Origin of the sequence: Novosphingobium profundi, from assembly GCF_018491765.1 — a bacterium.
Classification (GTDB): Bacteria; Pseudomonadota; Alphaproteobacteria; order Sphingomonadales; family Sphingomonadaceae; genus Novosphingobium; species Novosphingobium profundi.
Genome location: NZ_JABWCU010000018.1, coordinates 101158 through 120543, shown reverse-complemented (window position 1 = coordinate 120543; position 19386 = coordinate 101158). Strand labels below are relative to the sequence as shown.

At 64.8% G+C, this 19386-nt stretch carries 19 protein-coding genes; 10 read left to right on the top strand and 9 right to left on the bottom strand.

Annotation, left to right across the window (positions count from 1 at the left end; genetic code table 11):
- The first annotated feature begins 36 nt into the window (after positions 1 to 36).
- The 3 genes from HT136_RS20125 (at position 37) to HT136_RS20115 (ending at position 2734) form a co-directional block, all read left to right on the top strand.
- Complete coding sequence (locus tag HT136_RS20125) at positions 37 to 861, top strand: aspartate dehydrogenase (protein ID WP_214201634.1); 825 nt, start codon at positions 37 to 39, stop codon at positions 859 to 861.
- 90 nt (positions 862 to 951) lie between these two features.
- A complete protein-coding gene (locus HT136_RS20120; RefSeq protein ID WP_214201633.1) occupies positions 952 to 2175 on the top strand; it encodes an FAD-dependent oxidoreductase in 1224 nt (407 codons plus the stop codon).
- Positions 2176 to 2194: 19 nt separating this feature from the next.
- The gene (locus HT136_RS20115; protein ID WP_214201632.1) at positions 2195 to 2734 is read left to right on the top strand and encodes a cupin domain-containing protein; all 540 of its coding nucleotides are present in this window, start codon (positions 2195 to 2197) and stop codon (positions 2732 to 2734) included.
- A 48-nt stretch (positions 2735 to 2782) separates the two neighbouring features.
- Here the strand turns inward: HT136_RS20115 and HT136_RS20110 are convergent, their stop codons facing one another.
- Genes HT136_RS20110 through HT136_RS20090 form a run of 5 tightly spaced genes read right to left on the bottom strand, consistent with a single transcriptional unit; the run spans position 2783 to position 6668 of the window.
- Entirely contained in the window at positions 2783 to 3592 is an 810-nt protein-coding gene (locus HT136_RS20110) for a DODA-type extradiol aromatic ring-opening family dioxygenase (RefSeq protein ID WP_214201631.1), read from the bottom strand.
- 5 nt (positions 3593 to 3597) lie between these two features.
- Positions 3598 to 3858, bottom strand: a complete 261-nt coding sequence (locus tag HT136_RS20105) for a hypothetical protein (RefSeq protein WP_214201630.1) — start codon at positions 3856 to 3858, stop codon at positions 3598 to 3600.
- Between the two features lies 1 nt (position 3859).
- Entirely contained in the window at positions 3860 to 4717 is an 858-nt protein-coding gene (locus HT136_RS20100) for an alpha/beta fold hydrolase (RefSeq protein WP_246543973.1), read from the bottom strand.
- Positions 4714 to 5874, bottom strand: coding sequence for a Rieske 2Fe-2S domain-containing protein (locus HT136_RS20095; RefSeq protein WP_214201629.1), 1161 nt, complete (start codon positions 5872 to 5874; stop codon positions 4714 to 4716). The genes HT136_RS20100 and HT136_RS20095 overlap by 4 nt, the downstream gene beginning before the upstream one ends.
- On the bottom strand, positions 5871 to 6668 hold the full coding sequence (locus HT136_RS20090) for a 2-keto-4-pentenoate hydratase (RefSeq protein WP_214201628.1): 798 nt from the start codon (positions 6666 to 6668) through the stop codon (positions 5871 to 5873). Before HT136_RS20090 ends, HT136_RS20095 begins: the two co-directional genes overlap by 4 nt.
- A gap of 57 nt (positions 6669 to 6725) precedes the next feature.
- On the opposite strand from HT136_RS20090, the gene HT136_RS20085 reads away from it, so the two are divergent.
- From HT136_RS20085 to HT136_RS20070, 4 genes are all read left to right on the top strand, one after another.
- On the top strand, positions 6726 to 7721 hold the full coding sequence (locus HT136_RS20085; protein WP_214201627.1) for an FAD-binding oxidoreductase: 996 nt from the start codon (positions 6726 to 6728) through the stop codon (positions 7719 to 7721).
- Positions 7722 to 7827: 106 nt separating this feature from the next.
- Entirely contained in the window at positions 7828 to 9186 is a 1359-nt protein-coding gene (locus HT136_RS20080) for a metal-dependent hydrolase family protein (RefSeq protein WP_214201626.1), read from the top strand.
- Between the two features lie 59 nt (positions 9187 to 9245).
- On the top strand, positions 9246 to 10868 hold the full coding sequence (locus HT136_RS20075; protein WP_246543971.1) for a tannase/feruloyl esterase family alpha/beta hydrolase: 1623 nt from the start codon (positions 9246 to 9248) through the stop codon (positions 10866 to 10868).
- Between the two features lie 222 nt (positions 10869 to 11090).
- Entirely contained in the window at positions 11091 to 11774 is a 684-nt protein-coding gene (locus tag HT136_RS20070) for a GntR family transcriptional regulator (RefSeq protein WP_246543962.1), read from the top strand.
- Between the two features lie 85 nt (positions 11775 to 11859).
- Here HT136_RS20070 and HT136_RS20065 read toward each other — a convergent pair whose 3' ends face one another.
- Genes HT136_RS20065 through HT136_RS20055 form a run of 3 tightly spaced genes read right to left on the bottom strand, consistent with a single transcriptional unit; the run spans position 11860 to position 15198 of the window.
- Positions 11860 to 12666 (bottom strand): alpha/beta fold hydrolase, encoded by an 807-nt coding sequence (locus tag HT136_RS20065; protein WP_214201625.1) that lies wholly within the window; start codon positions 12664 to 12666, stop codon positions 11860 to 11862.
- A 1-nt stretch (position 12667) separates the two neighbouring features.
- Positions 12668 to 13789, bottom strand: a complete 1122-nt coding sequence (locus HT136_RS20060) for an LLM class flavin-dependent oxidoreductase (RefSeq protein ID WP_214201624.1) — start codon at positions 13787 to 13789, stop codon at positions 12668 to 12670.
- A gap of 26 nt (positions 13790 to 13815) precedes the next feature.
- Positions 13816 to 15198, bottom strand: coding sequence for an MFS transporter (locus HT136_RS20055; RefSeq protein WP_214201623.1), 1383 nt, complete (start codon positions 15196 to 15198; stop codon positions 13816 to 13818).
- Positions 15199 to 15458: 260 nt separating this feature from the next.
- Here HT136_RS20055 and HT136_RS20050 point away from each other — a divergent pair, with 260 nt between their 5' ends.
- The 3 genes from HT136_RS20050 (at position 15459) to HT136_RS20040 (ending at position 18804) form a co-directional block, all read left to right on the top strand.
- The gene (locus tag HT136_RS20050) at positions 15459 to 17744 is read left to right on the top strand and encodes a TonB-dependent receptor (protein WP_214201622.1); all 2286 of its coding nucleotides are present in this window, start codon (positions 15459 to 15461) and stop codon (positions 17742 to 17744) included.
- A gap of 189 nt (positions 17745 to 17933) precedes the next feature.
- Positions 17934 to 18176 (top strand): hypothetical protein, encoded by a 243-nt coding sequence (locus tag HT136_RS20045; protein WP_214201621.1) that lies wholly within the window; start codon positions 17934 to 17936, stop codon positions 18174 to 18176.
- Positions 18177 to 18369: 193 nt separating this feature from the next.
- Entirely contained in the window at positions 18370 to 18804 is a 435-nt protein-coding gene (locus HT136_RS20040; protein WP_214201620.1) for a hypothetical protein, read from the top strand.
- Between the two features lie 125 nt (positions 18805 to 18929).
- Here the strand turns inward: HT136_RS20040 and HT136_RS20035 are convergent, their stop codons facing one another.
- Positions 18930 to 19334 (bottom strand): MerR family transcriptional regulator, encoded by a 405-nt coding sequence (locus tag HT136_RS20035; RefSeq protein ID WP_214201619.1) that lies wholly within the window; start codon positions 19332 to 19334, stop codon positions 18930 to 18932.
- Positions 19335 to 19386 lie beyond the last annotated feature (52 nt).

Here is a 19386-nt window from a genome sequence, read left to right as displayed (position 1 = left end):
TGTATGATTGTATGACAGACTTCAAGGAGGGACTCAATGGGGATCGCACAAGGCACCTTCGGACGTGGCGCCCGCCGCATTGGCCTGATCGGGCACGGCGCGATCGGTAGCGAGATCACCGGCGCGCTTGCCCGCCTGGGCGAAGCGGGCACCCTTGCCGCAACGCTCGTACGCGCGGGCCGCGAGGCCCCCTGCGCCGTGCACGATCTCGACGCGCTGATCGCAGCGAGGCCCGACTGCGTGCTCGAATGCGCGGGACACGGGGCGGCACTTGCCTTTACCGAGGACCTGCTGCGCGCCGGGGTCGACGTGGTCCTCTCCTCAGTCGGCGCGCTCAGCGACCCCGCCTTCGTGACCCGCCTGCGCGCCGCCCAGGCCAAGGGAAGTGCGCGCGCGATGCTGCCCGCAGGCGCCATAGCCGGGCTCGACGGGCTCATTGCCGCCGCGCTCGCGGGCACGAGGTCGGTCACTTACACTTCGTACAAGCCGCCCCACGCCTGGCGCGGCACGCCAGCTGAAAATCGGATCGATCTCGACCACGGCCAGGACGAGGTCTGCTTCTTCGAAGGCAGCGCCCGGGAAGCCGCCGCACAGTACCCCAAGAACGCCAACGTCGCGCTCGCCGTCGGGCTTGCCGGGATCGGACTGGACCGGACCCGGGTGCGCCTGGTCTCCTCGCGCAAGGTCGCCGACCCGCTTGGTGTGATCGAAGCCGAGGGCCCCTTCGGGCAGTTCCGCTTCGAAATTCTCGCGCTGGCCGCCCCGTCCAATCCCAAGACCTCGGCGCTTACCGCCTACAGCCTGCTGCAATGTGCGCGCCTGGGAAATGCCTGGCCGATCATGCAGTTGCCCGGCTTATAACGCAATTATCATCTTTTATTATTGTCATACAATCATTCAAAATGTAGCGTTCAAGTCCTCCCACTCAAAACCCTCTCGCGAAGGAAAGCCATGACCGACAGCAACCGCGTGATCGTCGTTGGAGCCGGCCCGGTGGGCACGGTGCTGGCCCTGGCGCTGCGCCGCCAGGGCATAGGCGTGCTCCTTGTCGAGGCGCTTGCCGCGCCGGAAAAGGACTGCCGCGCCGCCTCGTGCCATCCGCCCACGATCAAGATCCTCGAACGCCTCGGCCTGCTCGAGCTCGGGCGCGAGCAGGGGCTGATCTCGCCCGTCATGCATTTCCACGACCGGCCGACCGGCGAAGTGCTCGGCCGCTTCGATTTCGCGCGCATGCAGGACCCGCCCGAGCACGCCTATGTGCTGCAATGGGAACAGTACAAGATTTCGGGCGCGATCCTCGAGATGCTGAAAGCCGATCCGGGCTGCGAGGTGCGCATGGGCACCCGGCTCGAAAGCTATGCCGAGGATGCGGACGGGGTGACCATTACCGTCACCGGCCCCGACGGCGCGCGCGAGGACCTGGCTGGCCGCTACCTGGTCGGCTGCGACGGCGGGCGCAGCACCGTGCGCAAGCTGGCCGACATCGAGTTCGAAGGCTTCACCTGGCCCGAGCGCTTCCTCAAGATCGACACGCGCTTCGATTTTTCCTCGCTCGGCGATCACATCGCCAATCGCAACTACTTCGCCGATCCCGACGAGTGGCTGAACCTGTTCAAGGCGCGCGGCGAGGATGGTTCGGGCATGTGGCGCGCGGTCGGGCCGACCTTGCCCGAACAGAGCGAGGAAGAACTGCTCGATCCCGCCGCGCTCGAAGCGCGCCTGCAGAAGTTCTGCCCGCGCGATGAGCCCTATGAGATCGTCACCGTGGCGCTTTACAAGGTGCACCAGCGCGTCGCGGTCACCTTCAACAAGAGCCGCGTGCTGCTTGCGGGTGATGCCGCGCACGTCAACAACCCGGTCGGTGGCATGGGCATGAACGGGGGCATTCACGATGCGATGAACCTGGCCGACAAGATGGCGCAGATCTGGTTCGAGGGCGCCGCGCCCGAGCCGCTTTTCGAGCGCTACACCCGTCAGCGCCGCAAGGGCCAGCTCGACGGCGTGCAGGCCCAGTCGATCGCCAACAAGAAGACGCTGGCCGAGAAGGACCCGGCGGTGCGCGCGGTCAATCTCGACCAGATCCGCCAGGCCTCGGCCGATCCTGCGCAGCACGACGCTTTCATCCGCCGCGCCTGCATGATCGACAGCTTCGCGGCCGCGGAAGCCGTGGAATGATAGAGGAGACCAAGACGCCATGACCACCAATGTCGCCCGCCACCCCCGCCCGCCCGAGATCGCCGACTGGAGTCTCGCCCAGATCATGGAACGTTACGTCGGCAAGTTCGCAACGCGCACGCCCGACTGGAACGCCTTTTCGGACGCCAGCATTGAGGGTTATCGCCGCGCGCAGTACCGCTTCGTCGGCGCGGGCGCCTCGGGCAAGCACGACGATACGGCGATCGTGCCCGCGGGCAACTTCACGCTCTCGATCATGGAAGTGCCCCCGCACCAGGGCAACGCACCGCACACCCACGAAGTGGAAGAGGTGTTCTTCATCCTCAAGGGCCACTGCGTGGTCTTCGTCGAGGACGAGGAAGGCAACCGCCTGTCCGAAGAGCTGGGTCCCTGGGAGATGATCTCGTGTCCGGCGGGCGTGATCCACGGCTACCAGAACGATCGCGACGAGCCCTGCTTCCTCCAGGTCATGCTCGGGCGCGGCAAGCCCGATGTTGCCGGTTTCGCCAGCCAGGAGCTGTTCGACAAGCGCGAGGCGCACCTTGGCGCAAAGGACTGACACCAAGGCGTGATGCGTCAGCATCTCGGCACCTTGGTATGAGCGCTCTCAGGCGGGGATCAGTTCGATCCCCGCCATTCCGGTCGCCCAGCTCGGCATGGGTTCGTAGAACAGGCATTCGCCCTTTGCCCCCGGCAGCGCACCGGCCAGCGCGATCCAGGCGCCGATCTCGAGCCCTCCGTTGCCCGCTTCGGCAAGAATCGCGCTGTTGTCGAGATCGGCGAGCATGACCCCGCGCCCCTCGACCATGGTGGAAAGGATCTGCCGATCCCAGGCCTCGATCACCTCGCCCTCGCGTGCCATGCCAACCCAATGCGATAGCCCGCCCGCCGCGAGCAGCACGACGCGCTCGCCCAGGGGACGGCCATCGACGAAGCGCGCAAGCAGCGCACCGAGGTCGCGGCACGTTGCAGGCGAAGGATCGGGATAGAACACCGAATTGACGTAAACCGGCACCATCGGCGTGGTGCGCTGCGGATCGACGATGCCCATCGGGATCATCACCCCGTGATCGGGTTCGAGTGGTTCTGCGCGCGCGACCTGCAAGCCGTCGACGCGCAGCCCGGCCAGCAGCGCTTCGGCAAAGTCGGGGGCGCCGGGCACCGGATCGCGCGGCAACCCCATGTCCCCGCAGGGCGTGAAGCTGGCCGCCGTGCCCACCGCGAAGGGCGCCGGGTCAGCCAGGCTGAAGTTGTTGAGATGGTCGCTGGTCAGGACCACGATCAGATCCGGCGTCCGTGCGCGCACACGGCGCCCGATCTCGCGCATACCCTGAAACACGCGTTCGCTGGCCTCTTCTACGCCGTCCGGCGCGCCGAGTTGATGCGACATGGCAAAGGCGCCGACGATGCTGCCCATGGGTCTTATCTCCGATCGAAGAAGTGGCTGATCGCGAAGAAGGGCATCGTCGGGCGTCCCGACCAGATCAGCCACTTGATGACGTAGTTGCCGTGGATGCCGAGGGCGGAAAGCGCGTCGCGGGTGCCCGAAAGGAGAACCTCGCGCGCCTCGCCCGCCACCCCGAAACGTTCGAAAAGCGCCTGGGGGTCTTCCTTTACAAGCCCCCGCTCGGACGGCGTTCGAACAAGGTGCTCGATCAGGGCATGAACCCCGGGCGGGGCCATGTCAGGCCTCCTTGCCGAAGAACGCGGTGATCGCCGTGCAAAAATCCTCGGTCGCCTCGATCATCGCCCAGTGCCCGCAGTGGGGCACGATGTAGCCCCAGCTATCGGCGATCAGTTCGAGGAACTTGTACGCGCGTGGCAGGATCGAGACGCCGTCTTCCTTGCCGTTGACGACGAGCACCGGCTGGCCGATGCGCGCGACGTAGTCCTCGGCGTAGTTGAGCGTGCCCTTGCGCGTCTCGGCGTTGATCGCGCCAAGCGCCGCTTTCGCCTCGGGCCTGTCGACGAGGTCGTAGCGGTACTTCACCAGCTCCTCGCTCGGCACGAAGCCGGGGCCGGTCAGCCCGCCGATCACCCGGCGCATGCCTTCCATGGTGAAGTCGTAGCGCAAGTTGTGCATCAGGTCGGGCGAGGGTTTGGGCGGGATGGGCAGTCCCGCGCTGCCCATCAGCACCATCCTGGCGATCAGCTCGGGACGCTCGACCGCAATCCCGATGCCGGTCGCCCCACCCATCGAATTGCCGACGTAGAACACCTGCGACAGGCCCATCGCGTCGAGAAAGTCGGCCATATGGCGATTGCGCCCGGGCTGGTCGTAGACATAGCCTTCGGGATTTTCTTCGGTTGCGGGCGCAGGCTTCGCGGTCGCACCAAAGCCGACCATGTCGGGGGCGATGACACGGAAATGCGGGGCAAGAAGGGGAATGCAGTCCTTCCAGTTGCCCCAGCTGTCCGCGCCAGCACCGCCGCCGTGGACGAGCACGAGCACCGGCCCCTCGCCCGCTTCGAGGTAGTGCGTGGCGATCCCGCCGGCATCGATCGTGCGGTGCGCGATCTCCATGGCCGCGAGCGCCATCATCGCAGGTCCTGCTTCGACTGGATGCCCCGGCCCTGGCGCGCGGCGAGGCGGCGCCATTCAAGGATCGTCGAATCGGGCTCGCAGAGCATCTCGTCGACCCAGCCGTAGTCGTCGGCGTAGAAGGGCTCGGTCACCTCGCGCGCCCAGATGTCGTCGTTGTTGAACCCGTCGAGGCCGTGCGGCTTCCAGTGCGTCTCGAACTTGTTGGCGAAGTCGGTGCGTTCCTCGTCGCTCGCGCAGCTCTGGCCCAGCGTCTGGACGTAGAGGTGGCGCCCCTCGTCGATCGGCACGTACCATTCGAACTGGGTGATGCCGGGCACCGGGAAGCTGTTGACCTTGAGGACGCCGGGCAGCCAGATCGACGTGCCGACCGAGGCCGAGGTGCCCTTCTTGGGATCGAGCTTGGGGCCCTTGACCACAACTTGCCCGTCGATCTCGCCGTCCCAGATCGGCAGGTGCTTGGAGAAATCGTCCTCCACCCCCTTGGGTCCGTCCTCGTCCTCGACACAGGTCACCGCGCCGGGAAGCGGGGTATGGCCGATCGGGAAGTTGAATTCGCGAAAATGGCGGAGCGTGGAATCCTTGTGGATGAAGATGTGCAGCGCGTCGAAGCCGTTCTCGCAGCCCAGCCGCCAGTTCGAGGCCACCTCGCGGTGCTTGCCCAGCACCATCACGTCCTCGTCGAGGAAGCCCGGAGGCACGTCCTTCGACAGGTCATGCACCATGTCCTCGTCGCCCAGGAACACGAAGATCAGCCCCTTGGCTTCCTGGCAGGGATACGTGACGATCTTGCGCCGCCCGCACAGGCGGCTGTCGGGCACGGCGAGGATATTGACCAGCTCGCCCGTCTGGAACCGATAGGTATAGCCGTGATACCAGCAGGTGATGGTGTCCTTGGTATAGCAATCGGGCTTGCGCGAGAGCGGCACGCCGCGGTGCAGGCAACGGTCGCGCATGGCGTAGACTTTGCCGTCGATACGCTTGAGGAGCAGCTTCTCGCCCAGGAGCTGGACGACCTGCAACGCACCTTCGTTCAGCTCGCTGGAAAAACGGATCGGGTACCAATGGTTGCGAAAGCCCAGTTTTGCCTCGACATAGCCGCGCCAGTCTCCAACCATTTCAACCACTTCGGGGTTGACGAGCGGCTCTTCACTCACGCGCTAATCTCCTTATCGGGAACAGAAAATCGGGTTTCGACGGCGCCGATGCCGGAAATCTCGGCGCGCACGACGTCGCCGGGCGCGACCGGGACCATCGGCCCCAGCGCGCCCGTCAGGATCACTTCGCCGGCCTCGAGCGGGGTGCCGTTGGCGCAGGCCGCGCGCGCCAGCCAGGCGGCGGCGTTGAGCGGACTGCCCAGACAATCCGCGCCGCGCCCTTGCGAGACGACTTCCTCGCCCTTCCACATGGTCATCGTACACCCCACGAGGTCGAGCCCGTCGAGGCGACGCGCGGGGCCACCCAGCGCGACGAGCCCGGAGGAGGCGTTGTCCGCCACGGTGTCGAGGATCGAGATGCGCCAGTCGGCGATCCGGCTCGAGACGATCTCGAGCGCGGGCAGGACCCAGCCGGTCGCGGCGATCACGTCGGCCACGGTGGCGTCGGGATGCGGGATCGGCTTTTCGAGAATCAGCGCGATCTCGGCCTCGGCCTTGGGCTGCTGGAGCCGGGTGTAGTCGAGTTCAGTGGCATCGCCAAAGACCATGTCGGCCATCAGGTGTCCAAAGTCGGGGCTGTCGACGCCAAGCTGGCGCTGAACGGCCGGTGACGTCAGTCCGATCTTGCGACCGACCACGCGGCGCCCGGCCGCCTGCCACATCCGCACCTGCTCGAGCTGGACCGCATAGGCCGCCGCGATCGAGCCCTCTTCCAGCTCGGCCGCGATCGGAGAGATCAGCGGACCATGATAGGCACCGTTCAGCCGATGCGCGAGAATTTCGGTTGAAGTCATAGCCTCATATTATATGATTGTATGACAAAGACAACCGCATTTCTGGTGAGGCATCCGATGTTCAAGGCACGACTGGAATTTGCCGACGAAGCCGCGTTCGAGCTGCTTGTCGAAGAGGGAGAGACGCTGGCGCAAGCCGCCCTGCGCCAGGACGCACCGCTGCGCAGCGACTGCCTCTCGGGCGAATGCGGGGCCTGTCTTGCGCGTTGTGCTCAAGGCGATTCCCTGACCGGGGCTCGGGCCCCGATCGTCAGCACCGAGGAAGCGGCCGAAGGTCTCGTCGCCACGTGCTGCACGCGCCTGCGCGGGGATGCCACGCTCCAGCTGGAATACCCCCTAGCCCCGCGCCCGAGCGAACCGGCCAAGCTGCGCGCCACGCTCGAACGCCTCGAGCCCCTGTGCACAAGCGTTACCCGCCTTGTCCTGCGCCTCGAGGATGGCTGCGAATTCGCCTTCCAGCCGGGCCAGTACATCCGCCTGCGCCCCCCGGGCCTGCGCGCCGCAAGGGCCTATTCAATCGCCAGCACGCCTGCGGACATGCCCTTCGTCACGCTGCTCATCCGCCATGTCGAAGGCGGCGAAGTCACCCGCTGGATGACCGAGCGGGCGGAGCCTGGAGACCGCCTCGTCGTGCAGGCCCCGCTGGGAGGCTTTGCCGTCGACACCCGAGCCGCGCGGCAAGTCTTCCTCGCGGGCGGCACCGGGCTTGCCCCGATCCTTGCGATGATCGCCGCACAAGAGGGTGACACCTCGCCAAAGTTGCTGTGCTTTGGCTGCGCCGCGCCCGAACACCTGTTCCTGCACGACCACCTTCGCGAACTGGAATCCCGGGTGCCGGGACTGGAGGTGCGCATCGCCCTGATCGAAGGTGCCAATGGCCCGATTCGTCCGGGCCATGCGCTCGCCCTGCTCGCGTCCGAGGATCTCTCCCCCGACACCGCCTTTCACCTTTGCGGACCGCCTGCGATGATCGAGGCAGCACGCACGGCCTTGCGCGGCGCCGGCATCCCTCCTGAAAAAATCCGCGCCGAACGCTTTCTTGCCTCGGCGTGATCTTGCTATTACGTTCATATCGTATGACAAAAGTCACAACCTGATCGCGCAAGACCCTCCGCCCGAACAGCCCGCTCCTCTTCCCAGTCGACAACGAGGTCCTCGCATGAGTCCTGCCGCTCTTAGGCGCCGCTTCCCATCCCGCCGCCGCGCCTTGCGCCTGACCCTGACGGCGCTGGCCTTGAGCGCGCAGGGCACCGGCGCCGCGATCGCGCGCGACACCGTGATCCACGCCGGACACATGTTCGATGCGAAGACCGGCACGATCACCGGCCCCACGACCATCACCGTGCGCGACGCGCGCATCGTCGCGGTCAAGACCGGTTATGCATCGCCCATCCCGGCGGACGCCGAGGTCATCGACCTGGAAGACATGACCGTGCTGCCCGGGATCATCGATGCGCACACGCACATCACCTCGCTTCCCCGCACGGGCAATTCGATCGCCAAGACGATGACCAATTCGCCGCTCGACGTGGCGCTGGCCTCCACCGTCAACGCCCGCAAGGTCCTGCTTTCGGGCGTGACCACGGTGCGCGATCTCGGCGCGCTCTACGGGGTCGATACGGCGCTGCGAAAGGCCATCGAGAACGGCACCGTCGTGGGGCCGCGCATGTGGAATTCGGGCGAGGACATCGGCCCCACAGGAGGCCACAACGACTGGAGCAGCGGACTTGCCGAGGATGTCAGCCGTCCCGAATTCGGAGCCGGCATCGCCAATGGCGCGGACGCGGTGCTGGCGCTTGGCCGAAAGGAGCACAAGCTGGGCGCAAAGGTCATCAAGATCATGCCCTCGGGCGGGGTCGTCAGCCAGAACGATGACCCCAAGGCCAAGCTGATGACCGACGCCGAGATCGGCGCGGCAGTCGAGGCGGCGCACATGATGGGCCTCAAGATCGCCGCGCACGCCCATGGCAAGGCCGCGATCGACGCCGCGGTGCGCCTGGGCGTCGATTCGATCGAGCATGGCACTTATGCCGACGAGGAAAGCTTCCAGCTCATGCGCGCGCACGGGACCTGGTTCGTGCCCACTCTCCTCACCACGTACAAGCTCTATGAAACCGCGACGAAGGACCCCGAGGCGCTCAGCCCCTCGACCCGTGCCAAGGTGCTGGCAATGGGCACGGGCTTCGACAAGCTGACCCGCGCCTACAAGGACGGCGTCAAGATCGCCTTCGGCAGCGACACCGGATCGGGCGAAAACACCAAGGAAGCCGAGATCATGGTCAAGGCCGGGATGGCGCCGCGCGAAGTGCTCCAGGCGGCAACGATCCGAAATTCCGAGCTGATCGGCTCGGACGAGATCGGCCTCATTGCCCCCGGACGCTACGCCGACATCATTGCCGTCGCGGGCGATCCGACGAAGGACATCACGCTTGTCGAGCATGTCGCCTTCGTGATGAAGAACGGCACTGTCTACAAGCAAGGCGGCCAGGAAATCCCCGTCGCGCTTTCCATCCCCTGACACGCCATCGGTCCCCCAACCCGCCCCTGCCCATTTCCTCGTTCCAGCGGAGTTCGATCTTGCCACGCTTCCTTCCCTTCCCGTTCAAGGTGCGATCCCTGGCGCTGCTGCTCCTGTCGCTGCTGGCGCTTGGCGCCGCGCGCCCGGCGCTGGCCCAGACTCCCGCCACGCCCGCCAAGGCGGCGCTCGACGCCTCGCTTTCCGCCACGATGGACTGCGCCGCCCTGGGCAAGGCCGACCTCTCGCGCGCCAAGGACTTTCCCGCCACGATCCTGTCGAGCAAGCTCGTCGAGGCCTCGGGCGACACCCACGCCTATTGCGCAGTAACCGGCTACATCGAGCCCCAGATCCAGTTCGAGGTGCGCCTGCCCACGACCACGTGGAACGGACGCTATTTCCAGATCGGCTGTGGGGGCTTTTGCGGCTTCGTCAACGCGCGCGGCTGCGGGGACATGCTGGCGCGCGATTTCGTCGTCGCGGCCAACAACCTGGGCCACGTCGGCGCGGTCCTGAGCGATCCCCTGTGGGGCGCCGACCCCCAGTTGCGCCGCGACTATGCCGGGCGCGCCACGCACGCCACCGCCGTCGTCGCCAAGCGGCTTATCGCGCTCTTCTACAAGGCCAAGCCCGCTTACAGCTATTTTCGCGGCTGCTCGACCGGCGGGCGCGAAGGGCTTTACCTCGCCCAGCACCAGCCGGACGACTTCGACGGCATCATCGCGGGCGATCCGGCCTTCGCGGGACGCCTTGGTGCGATTGCCAACACCTGGGCCGCGCAGCACCTGTTCGACCGAGACAACGTGCCGGTCTTCGACACGGCGGCACTTGCGCTCCTGCACGCCGCCACGATCAAGGCCTGCGATGGCATCGACGGCCTGAAGGACGGGATCATCATGGACCCGCGCGCCTGCCACTTCGATCCGGCTGTCCTGCTGTGCAAGCCGGGCCAGAGCTCCGGCTGCCTTTCGGCCAAGCAGATTGCCGCAGCCAAGGCGAATTACGATGGCCCGCGCAACAGCAAGGGCGAGCGGCTTGTCCCGGGCGGGATGATGCCCGGCAGCGAAGGCGCCTGGGGCGGAGACGACACCTGGACCCTGCCCGAAGGCTCGCTGCGCTACCTGATGTTCGACCAGCCACGCCGCGACTTCGACTATCATGATTTCAACTGGGACACCGACATGGCCAAAGTCCGTGCGCAAGTGGCCCAGTACGATCCGGTAACCCCGGGAGAAGCGCCCGACCTGGCCGCCTTCCACGCACGCGGCGGCCGTCTCATCCTCTACCATGGCTGGGCCGACCAGGGCGTGACCCCGCTCGGCTCGCTCGACTACTATTCGCAGGTCGCCGCCCGGCTTGGCGGCATGGCCGAACTGCGCGACTGGTTCCGCGTCTTCATGGTGCCCGGCATGTTCCATTGCCGAGGCGGCGATGCGCCCAACACCTTCGACTTCATTCCCGCGATCATGGCCTGGGTCGAACAGGGCCGCGCGCCCGACGGCGTGGTCGCCACGCAGCGCGAGGGTGATGTCGTCAAGCGCACCCGCCCGCTCTATGCCTATCCCGCCTATGCCAAGTACAATGGCAAAGGCTCGCCCGACCTCGCTGCGAACTGGCACCGGGTCATGCCGGCCCGGATGCCCGACGACCGCATCGACTGGATCTGGGGGCCTGGGCACGATTGAGCTGCCATGCTCTGGTTTCCAGGCGATCGGTCACATCGCCCGGAAACCAGAGCGTCAAAGCCGGATGGGCAAATTCGAACGGGCGGGCTGGACGGGCGGGGCATCCTGTCACCTTCCCGCCCCGGATCCATTCGCATATTGTATGACAGCATACATGAAGGCTATAGGCACGAATCCGACACACGTTGTGTCGTACGCCCTAGCCGAAGAGGGACAGAACCTTTGGACGTTAAAGATCTGCGCATCGACGCAAATCCCACTCTCGTACGCGAACATGCACTGGCCAAGCTGCGCGCGGCCATCGCCAGCGGCCTTTATCCACCGGGCAAGCGCCTCGTCGAACGCGAACTGTGCGAGGCCCTGGGGGTCAGCCGCACTTCGGTACGCGAAGCGCTGCGCCAGCTCCAGGCGGAAGGCCTGATCGAGGCCGGCCCGCGCCGAAACATATCGGTTGCCCACGTAAGCGCACAGGACGCGCGCGATATTTATGACCTTCGCGCCCTGATCGAGACCGACGCCGTACGCCGCCTCGTCGAGAACGACGATTGCGAGGTCATCAAATCGCTTCAAGGCATGGCCAAGACCATTCGCAAGATCGTGCGCAAGGGGGACATCCCCGCGCTCGCCGAGCAGGCCGCCGCGCTCTACGAGACCATCCTCGAAGGCTCGGGCAGCCGCATCATCGCCGAAACGGGAAAGCAGCTACTCAAGCGCGTGTCCTATCTGCGCCTCGCCTCGATGTCGGCGCCGCAGCGTCTCGATGACGGCATGGCGGAGTGGGACGCGATCATCGATGCCATCGTCGCGCGCGATGCCAAGGCCGCGATGAGCGCCGTGCGCTCGCATATCGTGAACTCGCGCGACACGATCCTTGCCACCTTCGAGGCACCGACGAAGGCCGAATAGGCAAGAGCCACCCTACCAGACATGAAAAAGGGGGCCGGACATTGGCGATGTCCGGCCCCCTTTTAATTGGCGAATGGCGGACCGATCAGGCGTAGGCGCGATCGGCCACGATGAAGGCAGGCCCCTTGTCGAGAAAGTGGCGAACGACCTTGAACATCGCCTCGGCCTGGTCGACCTGGACGCCGTGGCCGGCATCGTAGACGTAGGTCATCTTGCAGTTGGGCAAGGCCCCTGCGAGGTAGCGCGCCGCTTGCACAGGGGTCACCGCATCGCACGTTCCCTGGATCACCAGCACGGGCATGGTCACCGCGTCCAGCTTGGCCAGGAGCCCCTCGTCGACCAGCGCCGGACCGCCATAGGCGCGAAACGCCGCCGAATTGGTCGCGGCGATCTCGGGCGAGGGCATGAGGCCTTCGGCCTTTTCGGGATGGGCGAAGAGCACCGGCTTTCCGGGCGGCGGCGGCGCGGCGCCCACGGCCACGCCCGAAGGCGCCTCGAGCACGAGATCGCGCACGAGCCCCGGATGATCGGCCGCCAGATGCAGCGCCACCTGCCCCCCGAACGATCCCCCGAAGACATCGAGCGCCTCCCCGCCCAGAACCGCCGCCTTGAATTGCGCGACCCAGCCCGCAAGGGCAGCCGGATCGGCAAGCCCCTCGACAAGGTCCGATCCCCCGAAGCCCGGCAGGATCGGCATGACCACTCGGCGGGTGGCGGCCAGCATTTCCAGCAGAGGCGTCCACAAGGGGCCGCCCGAGGTGTGCAGCACGAGCAGCGGCTCCCCCTCTCCGGCAGCAAGGTAGCCGAACTCTCGCGCACCCAGCGCGACGGTGTGGGTCTGGTAAGCCATTCCGGTTTCCTTCAGGCCCGGTTCGAGTGTGGTCTGGGTCATCTCAAAGCGCCTTCACCTGGGGGAGAACTTCCTCGCGGAACAGATCCATGCCGCGGCGGACCGTCTCCACCGGCAGGTTGCCGATCTGCATGCTCAGGTTGATCGCGCCGCAGCCCAGCTTTTCCTTGAAGCGGGTAATCTGGCTGACCACGCTCTTGGGGCTGCCGCAGAAGATCGAGCCCGCCTCGATCATCTCGTCGATGGTCTTCTTCGAGGCGACCTTGTCGAGGCGGTTGTCGTAGCTCGAACCGGCCTCCTGCTTGTTGAAGAAGCCTGCGCGCGCGACGAGCTTGAGCGCATCGTAGGTCGGCTTCATCAAGGTATCGTGGAAATAGTCGAGTGCCTTGGCGAAGACCTCGCGGGCCTCTGCGTCGGTTTCGCAAATGCAGGTGCTTGCCCCCATCAGGATATGCTCGGGCGTGGGCGCCCAGCCGCTCTCCTCCGCCACGCGATAGTACGTATCGACATTGGCGCGCGCGACGTCGAGGTTGTGGATCAGGCCCATGCCCATGATCGCGCGGCTTTCAGCGGCGATCGCGGCCGATTCGACGTTGCTCGCCGACATCAGGATCGGCGGCGGTGACTGGATCGGCCTTGGCCAGATCGAGATCGAGCGGAACTGGTAGAACTCGCCTTCCCAGCCGAAGGGCTCGGGCTCGGACCAGCAGCGCTGGACCAGTTCGGCGGCCTCCTTCTGGCGCCGGCGCGATTCGCTGGGCGGCGAATTGTAGGCGATGTATTCGTGCGGCACCCCGCGCATGAAGCCCGCGATCAGGCGCCCACCGCTGATGACGTCGATCATCGCGTATTCCTCGGCCACGCGCACCGGGTTGGAGAGCGGCAGCAGGTTGCCGACCATCGCAAGCCCAATGGTCTTCGTCTCGCGCGCGAGGATCGAGCCGATCAGGTTGCAGTTGGCCATCGTGCCGTAGGGACTGAAATGGTGCTCGTTGCAGGCCACCCAGTCGAACCCGCAAGTCTCGGCATGGACCAGCAGGTCGATGTAACCATTGTAGAGTTCACGCCCGACGAGCGGATCGTAATCGCGGTTGGGCGTCGGGTAAACCTTGGGCGGCTCGGGATAGTGTGGCCAGGGCATGAGATTGAAGAAGCCGAATTTCACTGATCTTGCTCCTTGGGACAGAGAGTTCAGAAGGTGTCGGACGAGACCCGACGCAGCATGGAGCGCCCGCGCAGCAGCAGCCCGCAGCCGAGCGCCGCGCCGCAGCCCCCGACAATCGCCATCGACCGCCCCAGGAAGATCGGTCCGCCAAAGACGCGGTCGGTCAGGAACGCGGTGACCAGCGCGATGATCGCCTGGCCCAGGATGTTCTGGACGAAAAAGAAACTGGCGATGTAGAGACCGCGCAGGCGGTTGGGGGCGACGTTCGCGGCGACCACGGCGTGATGGCCCACCGATGCGCAGACAAGAAAGACGAGCACGGCCAGAAGGATAAAGGCCAGTGTCGCGCTGCCCACCAGCGGCATGGCAATCGCCACGGGGACGAGAAGCGCCGAGGCCAGCGCACCCGTCACGAACGGCGCATCGCGCTGCCCCTGCCCTTGCAATCGATCGGTCAAGGCCGCGCCCAGCCATTGCCCGGCCAGTGTCGGCACGAGGAAGATCAGAGCCAAAGGAAAGCTCAACTGCGCCGGACCCAGGCCGTGGCTGCGCTGGAACAACGCCGGGCCCCAGAGCATGAAGCCGGCAAAGGGCAGGTTGATGAAGCTGTAGCCCAGGATGTAGGTTGCCGAGACGCCCTTGTGCTGGCGCACGAAGGCCACGAACGCCCCGAAGCCGGCCTTTTCGGTTCCGGCCTCAGATGCACGCGCGCGACCGCACGCGGCATCGCGCCGCGCAGGCTCGCGCAAGGTCAAAGTCAGGAGCGCCAGGAGAAGGCCCGGAATCCCCAGCACCGCGAAGACGAACCGCCAGGGCGAAAGCGCCCCGAGAAGCGGAAGGTGGAGCGAATCCGCGCGCGAGGCAAACCCGATCAACTGCCCGCCGACAAGATAGGCGATACAGGCCCCGATCGAGACACCCAGCGTGTAGATGGCCACGGCCCGGCCGCGCCGATCGGGCGGGAAATAGTCCGCGATCAGCGAATAGGCCGCGGGTGCCAGGGCCGCCTCGCCGATGCCCACACCCACGCGGCTCAGAAACAGCCAGCCAAAGCTTTGCGCCAGTGCGGTGGAGAGCGTCGAAAGGCTCCAGACCGCAACCCCTACAAAGACAATCAGGCGCCGCGAATAGCGGTCCACCAGCCATCCGATCGGCAATCCCGCGGTTACATAGAACAAGGAGAATGCGACCCCGCCGACAAGCGCAAACTGCATGTCGGATAGATCCATTTCCGCCGTCACGGGCCGAATCAGGATCGCCAGTATGGTGCGGTCGATGAAGGCTACGACATAGGCCAGGAACAGCACGCCGAGCGCCCAGTTGGCAGTGCGCGGCGCCGGCCATTGCCCGGCGTCCTCGCGGCTTTCCCCGGCCACGTAGGGGATCGGTACTGCCTCTAATTGCGTCATACAATCAGACAATATTATATTTTGACACTTGGCAAGCCCCAAGTCGCGATCGAAGCCAAGAAATTTTGCATTGCGGCAGATCAATTTTTGCCCTTGCGAAGGCAAATTTTTTGTATGACAATCACATCGTAAGACGGTCAAATGCCGGATACGTGACGAACACGTTCCGGCAAGAAGAACCCGCGATCGCGCAGATACGCGACGCCCAAGAATCACAGGTAGATTGAAGAAAAATAATCCTGATCTTCAAGGGGAAAAACATGAGCCGCTCCGTTCGTTCGAATGCCCATGCTGCTGCTCGCCGCGCCTTGCTCGCGACGATTTCCGTGACCGCAGTCGGGCTTTGCATCCCGGCCCACGCCGCTGACGCGGCAACGGATACTGCCGAAAGCGCCGCCACTCCCAACTCGGCGGGTGGCACGATCGTGGTCAGCGCGACGCGCCGCAGCGACGCCACGATCAAGGACACGGCTCTCGCCGTAACCGCCTTTTCGGGCGAGCAACTCGAACGCCTGAACGTCACCGACATCAGCGACCTCGCCGCACTCGATCCCTCGGTCAACATCCAGAGCTATGGTGCGGCGCAAAACAAGATCATCCTGCGCGGCATCCAGTCGAACGTGGGGGCAACCTCGGCGCTCTACCTCGATGAATCGGCCGTGCTGGGCGGCCAGGGCGGCAACATCCTGGGCGATGGCAAGCCGGGCCTGCGCCTTCACGACATCGAGCGCGTCGAAGTGCTCAAGGGGCCGCAAGGCACCCTTTTCGGGACCAGCTCGATGAGCGGCACGATCCGCGTCATCACCAATAAGCCCGACCTCGACACCTGGGGTGGCCATGTCGGCGCGGACCTCTCCACGATCGAGGACGGCAACCCGCTGGGCAAAGTCGACGCCACTGTCAACGCGCCCATCGTCCCGGGCGTCCTGGCCGTGCGCGTGACCGGCTGGGCCGAGACCGGCGGCGGCTTCGTCGACCAGCTGGTGAATGACCAGGACTACTACAAGAACGGCAACGACCGTTACGTGCGCGGCGTGCGCGGGCAGGCCAAGCTGCAGCTCAGCGAGGACTTCTCGCTGCTCGCCTCGGTCACTCACCAGCGTATCGACGTCGATGGCTCGCAGGCCTTTCAGGAAACCAACAGCCCCTACCTCAACACCTCGCCGACGATCGAGATCTACAAGGACAAGTACACGCTCGCCTCGCTGACGGCGGACTACAAGCTGGGCTTCGGCGCGATCGTCGCGAGCGCGAACTACACCAAGCAGAACGTCCTGGCGACCAAGGATTCCACCCCCACCAACCACCTCTATGGCCTAAGCGCCGACCTCAGTTTCGTGCCGCGCGTGTGGTTCAAGGATTTCAACACCGAGATCCGCTTCCTGTCGGATTTCCAGGGCCCGCTGCAACTGGTGACCGGAGCCTACTACGAGCACACCAGCAGCCTCTACCAGACCAACGCGATCCAGGCGCCTGATGGCGTGCCCACCTGCTTCAGCTACGCCGAATGTCGCGCGGACACGAGTGTCTATGAATTCGGCACCAATACCGACCGCACGATCGACCAGTACGCGCTCTATGGCCAGGCCGACCTCAAGCCGTTCGACGGCTTTACCGCGACGGCGGGCATCCGCTACTTCCAGGCCGACATCCACGATGTCGTCACCAACCTGCAGACGGTCTATCCCGATTTCGTCTTCGGGATCGTCACCGAGCCTAGCGTCACCGGCGACAGCAAGGGCACCAACAAGTACACCACCTACAACTTCGCCCTGCTGTGGGAAGCCACCCCGGACGTCAGCCTTTATGCCCGCGCGGCCTCGGGCTTTCGCATCGGCGGCGTCAACACGGCAACGTCCTTGGCCCAAGCTGCCGGCGTCGAGTTTCCGGGCACGTACGATCCCGATAGCTTGTGGAGCTACGAAGCGGGCGTAAAGGGCTACCTGTTCGACCAGGCGCTCTATTTCGACCTTACCGCGTACCACGTCGACTGGTCCGACCAGCAGCTCTCCGCAAGCGCAGCGGGTTCGTTCGCCTATACCATCAACGCGGGCAAGACGACGTCGGACGGCGCCGAACTCAATCTCACGCTCAAGCCCACGAGCGGCCTGACGCTGAGCGGCAGTGCCACTTACGTGGTTTCCAAGCTCGCCGAGGACCTTCCCGCAGACGTGCTGTCGGCCGGTACGATCGGCTACAAGGGCGATCGCATTCCGCTTTCGCCCAAGTGGTCGGCCTCGGCCAACGCCGACTACGAGTTTCCCGTCAGCGAAACGCTGGCCGGTTTCGTAGGGGGCAATGTCAGCTACCACGGCAGCAGCTATTCCAGCTTCAACGACGAGAACGACTACAACACCTACCTGCCCTCCTACACCCTGCTCGGCGCCCGCCTGGGCCTGCGCGGCGAGGGTTGGGAGGCCAGCATCTACGGGGAGAACCTGGGCAACGAGGTGGCCATTGTCGGCGTCGTGCCATCGGTCGATGGAACGCGCATGTTCCCGGTCCAGCCGCGCTCGTTCGGCCTGCGTTTTTCCGGCAACTTTTGATTTACTCCCGGCGGCTCGAAGGAAAAAATCTACTGAATGCGGATTGGGCGGGAGGGGTTTTCGAGCCCTCCCCCTTCTTGCAAACCTGTGTCAGTATACGAATGAGCCGACAAGCGACCAACTTGGGCGCGCACCGGACCAGTTGCACACGCCCATTGCAGACGTCTCTTGAGGCACTATTCTACTGACATGGGCAACGGCTACAAAGGTCTCGAACCACGCAACCGAAACGGATGCCTGATCGCTGCGATAGCAGGGCTATTTGCCTTCATCTTCCTCGATCTTGGGCGCATTTTTGGCGATCCGGCTCCGGGAACGGAGGATGCGTGGTGGCGGCAAGTGCCGTTTTTGGTGCCGACCTTGATTGCTGTGACGATAACGTTCTTATGCGTTCGGTTCATCAGCGGCCGCAAAGATTCGGATGACAGCTAGCCACCCATCATCATCGCCGACCGCTCAGGTCGGCGCGGGAGACCGGACCGGCAGGTTTCTCGAGCGTCAATCAGCCCTCGAACGACCAACAAGGGCGCGTGGCCGAATTTCAACACGCGCCCCTTTGCGGACGACGCGCAGAGCGATCGGGCTGCCCGCTTGCGGACATTCATAATGCCACTACGCTTGCCTTATGACCAACCTTTCACATTTGATCCCGGAACTCACCGAATGGAACAATGGGCAAGGCATCGCGCCTTCTGATTGGATATGGATCGAGGGCCGAGCCGACCATGCTCTAGGCCTCTCCTCGTTATTCTGGCCAGAACTCGTGTTGTTCGAAGGCTATGTACTACGCGGACCGCTCGACGCAGCGCGATTGCGAGGGTGGGAAAGCCAAGGCCATACTTGCAAACAGATCGAAACCGCGATGAACGCCTTCCTGTTAGAAGGGATATTCCCGAACGATCCAACCGAAAGCCAGTTAAGGGAAACGCAAGTCGATCAATTAGCAAAGACGATGGTTGCAATGCTCCAAGCGAAACTCGCCTTTGATTTCCCAGAACGTCGGTTCTCGGCTTTCACGCTGGCAGGCGAGGACGTCGGGATTTCGTTTCACCAGATTTGATGGCTGCTTTCCACCCATCACGGCTGCTGCCTGCTCGGATCGACAAGCCTAACCGGACAGACGGCTTCCTGGCGCGCCAGATCGGCCCTTGAGCGACCGACAAGGGCGCATTGCCGAAACGGGGCTTAGCCTGGAGGCACAGGTCCAAGCGCCTCTATAATGCGGCAATCGGCAACGACGCCGCCGTCGCAAGAATCGATAACCGCCTTCAACTCGTTGCGAAGCGCCGCAAGGTCCGCGAGCTTGCGATCCACTTCCAGCAGGTGCTCTTTGGCGATCTTATCGATGCCGGCGCAATCGCAACGGCGATCGCCCGAGATGCTCAGCAACGCCCGGACCTGATCGAGCGAAAACCCAAGGTCGCGGGCACGGCGGATGAAGGACAGCCGCCCAAGTTCTGCCTGCCCATAGTCCCGGTAATTGCTCGTCGTCCGCGCTGGCTTGGGCAGCAGGCCGATCTTTTCATAATAACGGATCGTCTCGATCTTGGTGCCGGTCGCCTTGCCCATGTCGCCGATCGTGAATGCCATGCCCTTGACCCTGTAGTTGCTACAGGCCCTATGTAGCCTGTCATCACCGAAA

Bases quoted from the DNA above. Each gene is read 5' to 3' on its own strand.
- HT136_RS20125 (WP_214201634.1), top strand. From the start codon at position 37: ATGGGGATCGCACAAGGCACCTTCGGACGTGGCGCCCGCCGCATTGGC.
- HT136_RS20120 (WP_214201633.1), top strand. From the start codon at position 952: ATGACCGACAGCAACCGCGTGATCGTCGTTGGAGCCGGCCCGGTGGGC.
- HT136_RS20115 (WP_214201632.1), top strand. From the start codon at position 2,195: ATGACCACCAATGTCGCCCGCCACCCCCGCCCGCCCGAGATCGCCGAC.
- HT136_RS20110 (WP_214201631.1), bottom strand. From the start codon at position 3,592: ATGGGCAGCATCGTCGGCGCCTTTGCCATGTCGCATCAACTCGGCGCG.
- HT136_RS20105 (WP_214201630.1), bottom strand. From the start codon at position 3,858: ATGGCCCCGCCCGGGGTTCATGCCCTGATCGAGCACCTTGTTCGAACG.
- HT136_RS20100 (WP_246543973.1), bottom strand. From the start codon at position 4,717: ATGATGGCGCTCGCGGCCATGGAGATCGCGCACCGCACGATCGATGCC.
- HT136_RS20090 (WP_214201628.1), bottom strand. From the start codon at position 6,668: ATGACTTCAACCGAAATTCTCGCGCATCGGCTGAACGGTGCCTATCAT.
- HT136_RS20085 (WP_214201627.1), top strand. From the start codon at position 6,726: ATGTTCAAGGCACGACTGGAATTTGCCGACGAAGCCGCGTTCGAGCTG.
- HT136_RS20080 (WP_214201626.1), top strand. From the start codon at position 7,828: ATGAGTCCTGCCGCTCTTAGGCGCCGCTTCCCATCCCGCCGCCGCGCC.
- HT136_RS20065 (WP_214201625.1), bottom strand. From the start codon at position 12,666: ATGACCCAGACCACACTCGAACCGGGCCTGAAGGAAACCGGAATGGCT.
- HT136_RS20055 (WP_214201623.1), bottom strand. From the start codon at position 15,198: ATGACGCAATTAGAGGCAGTACCGATCCCCTACGTGGCCGGGGAAAGC.
- HT136_RS20050 (WP_214201622.1), top strand. From the start codon at position 15,459: ATGAGCCGCTCCGTTCGTTCGAATGCCCATGCTGCTGCTCGCCGCGCC.
- HT136_RS20045 (WP_214201621.1), top strand. From the start codon at position 17,934: ATGGGCAACGGCTACAAAGGTCTCGAACCACGCAACCGAAACGGATGC.
- HT136_RS20040 (WP_214201620.1), top strand. From the start codon at position 18,370: ATGACCAACCTTTCACATTTGATCCCGGAACTCACCGAATGGAACAAT.
- HT136_RS20035 (WP_214201619.1), bottom strand. From the start codon at position 19,334: ATGGCATTCACGATCGGCGACATGGGCAAGGCGACCGGCACCAAGATC.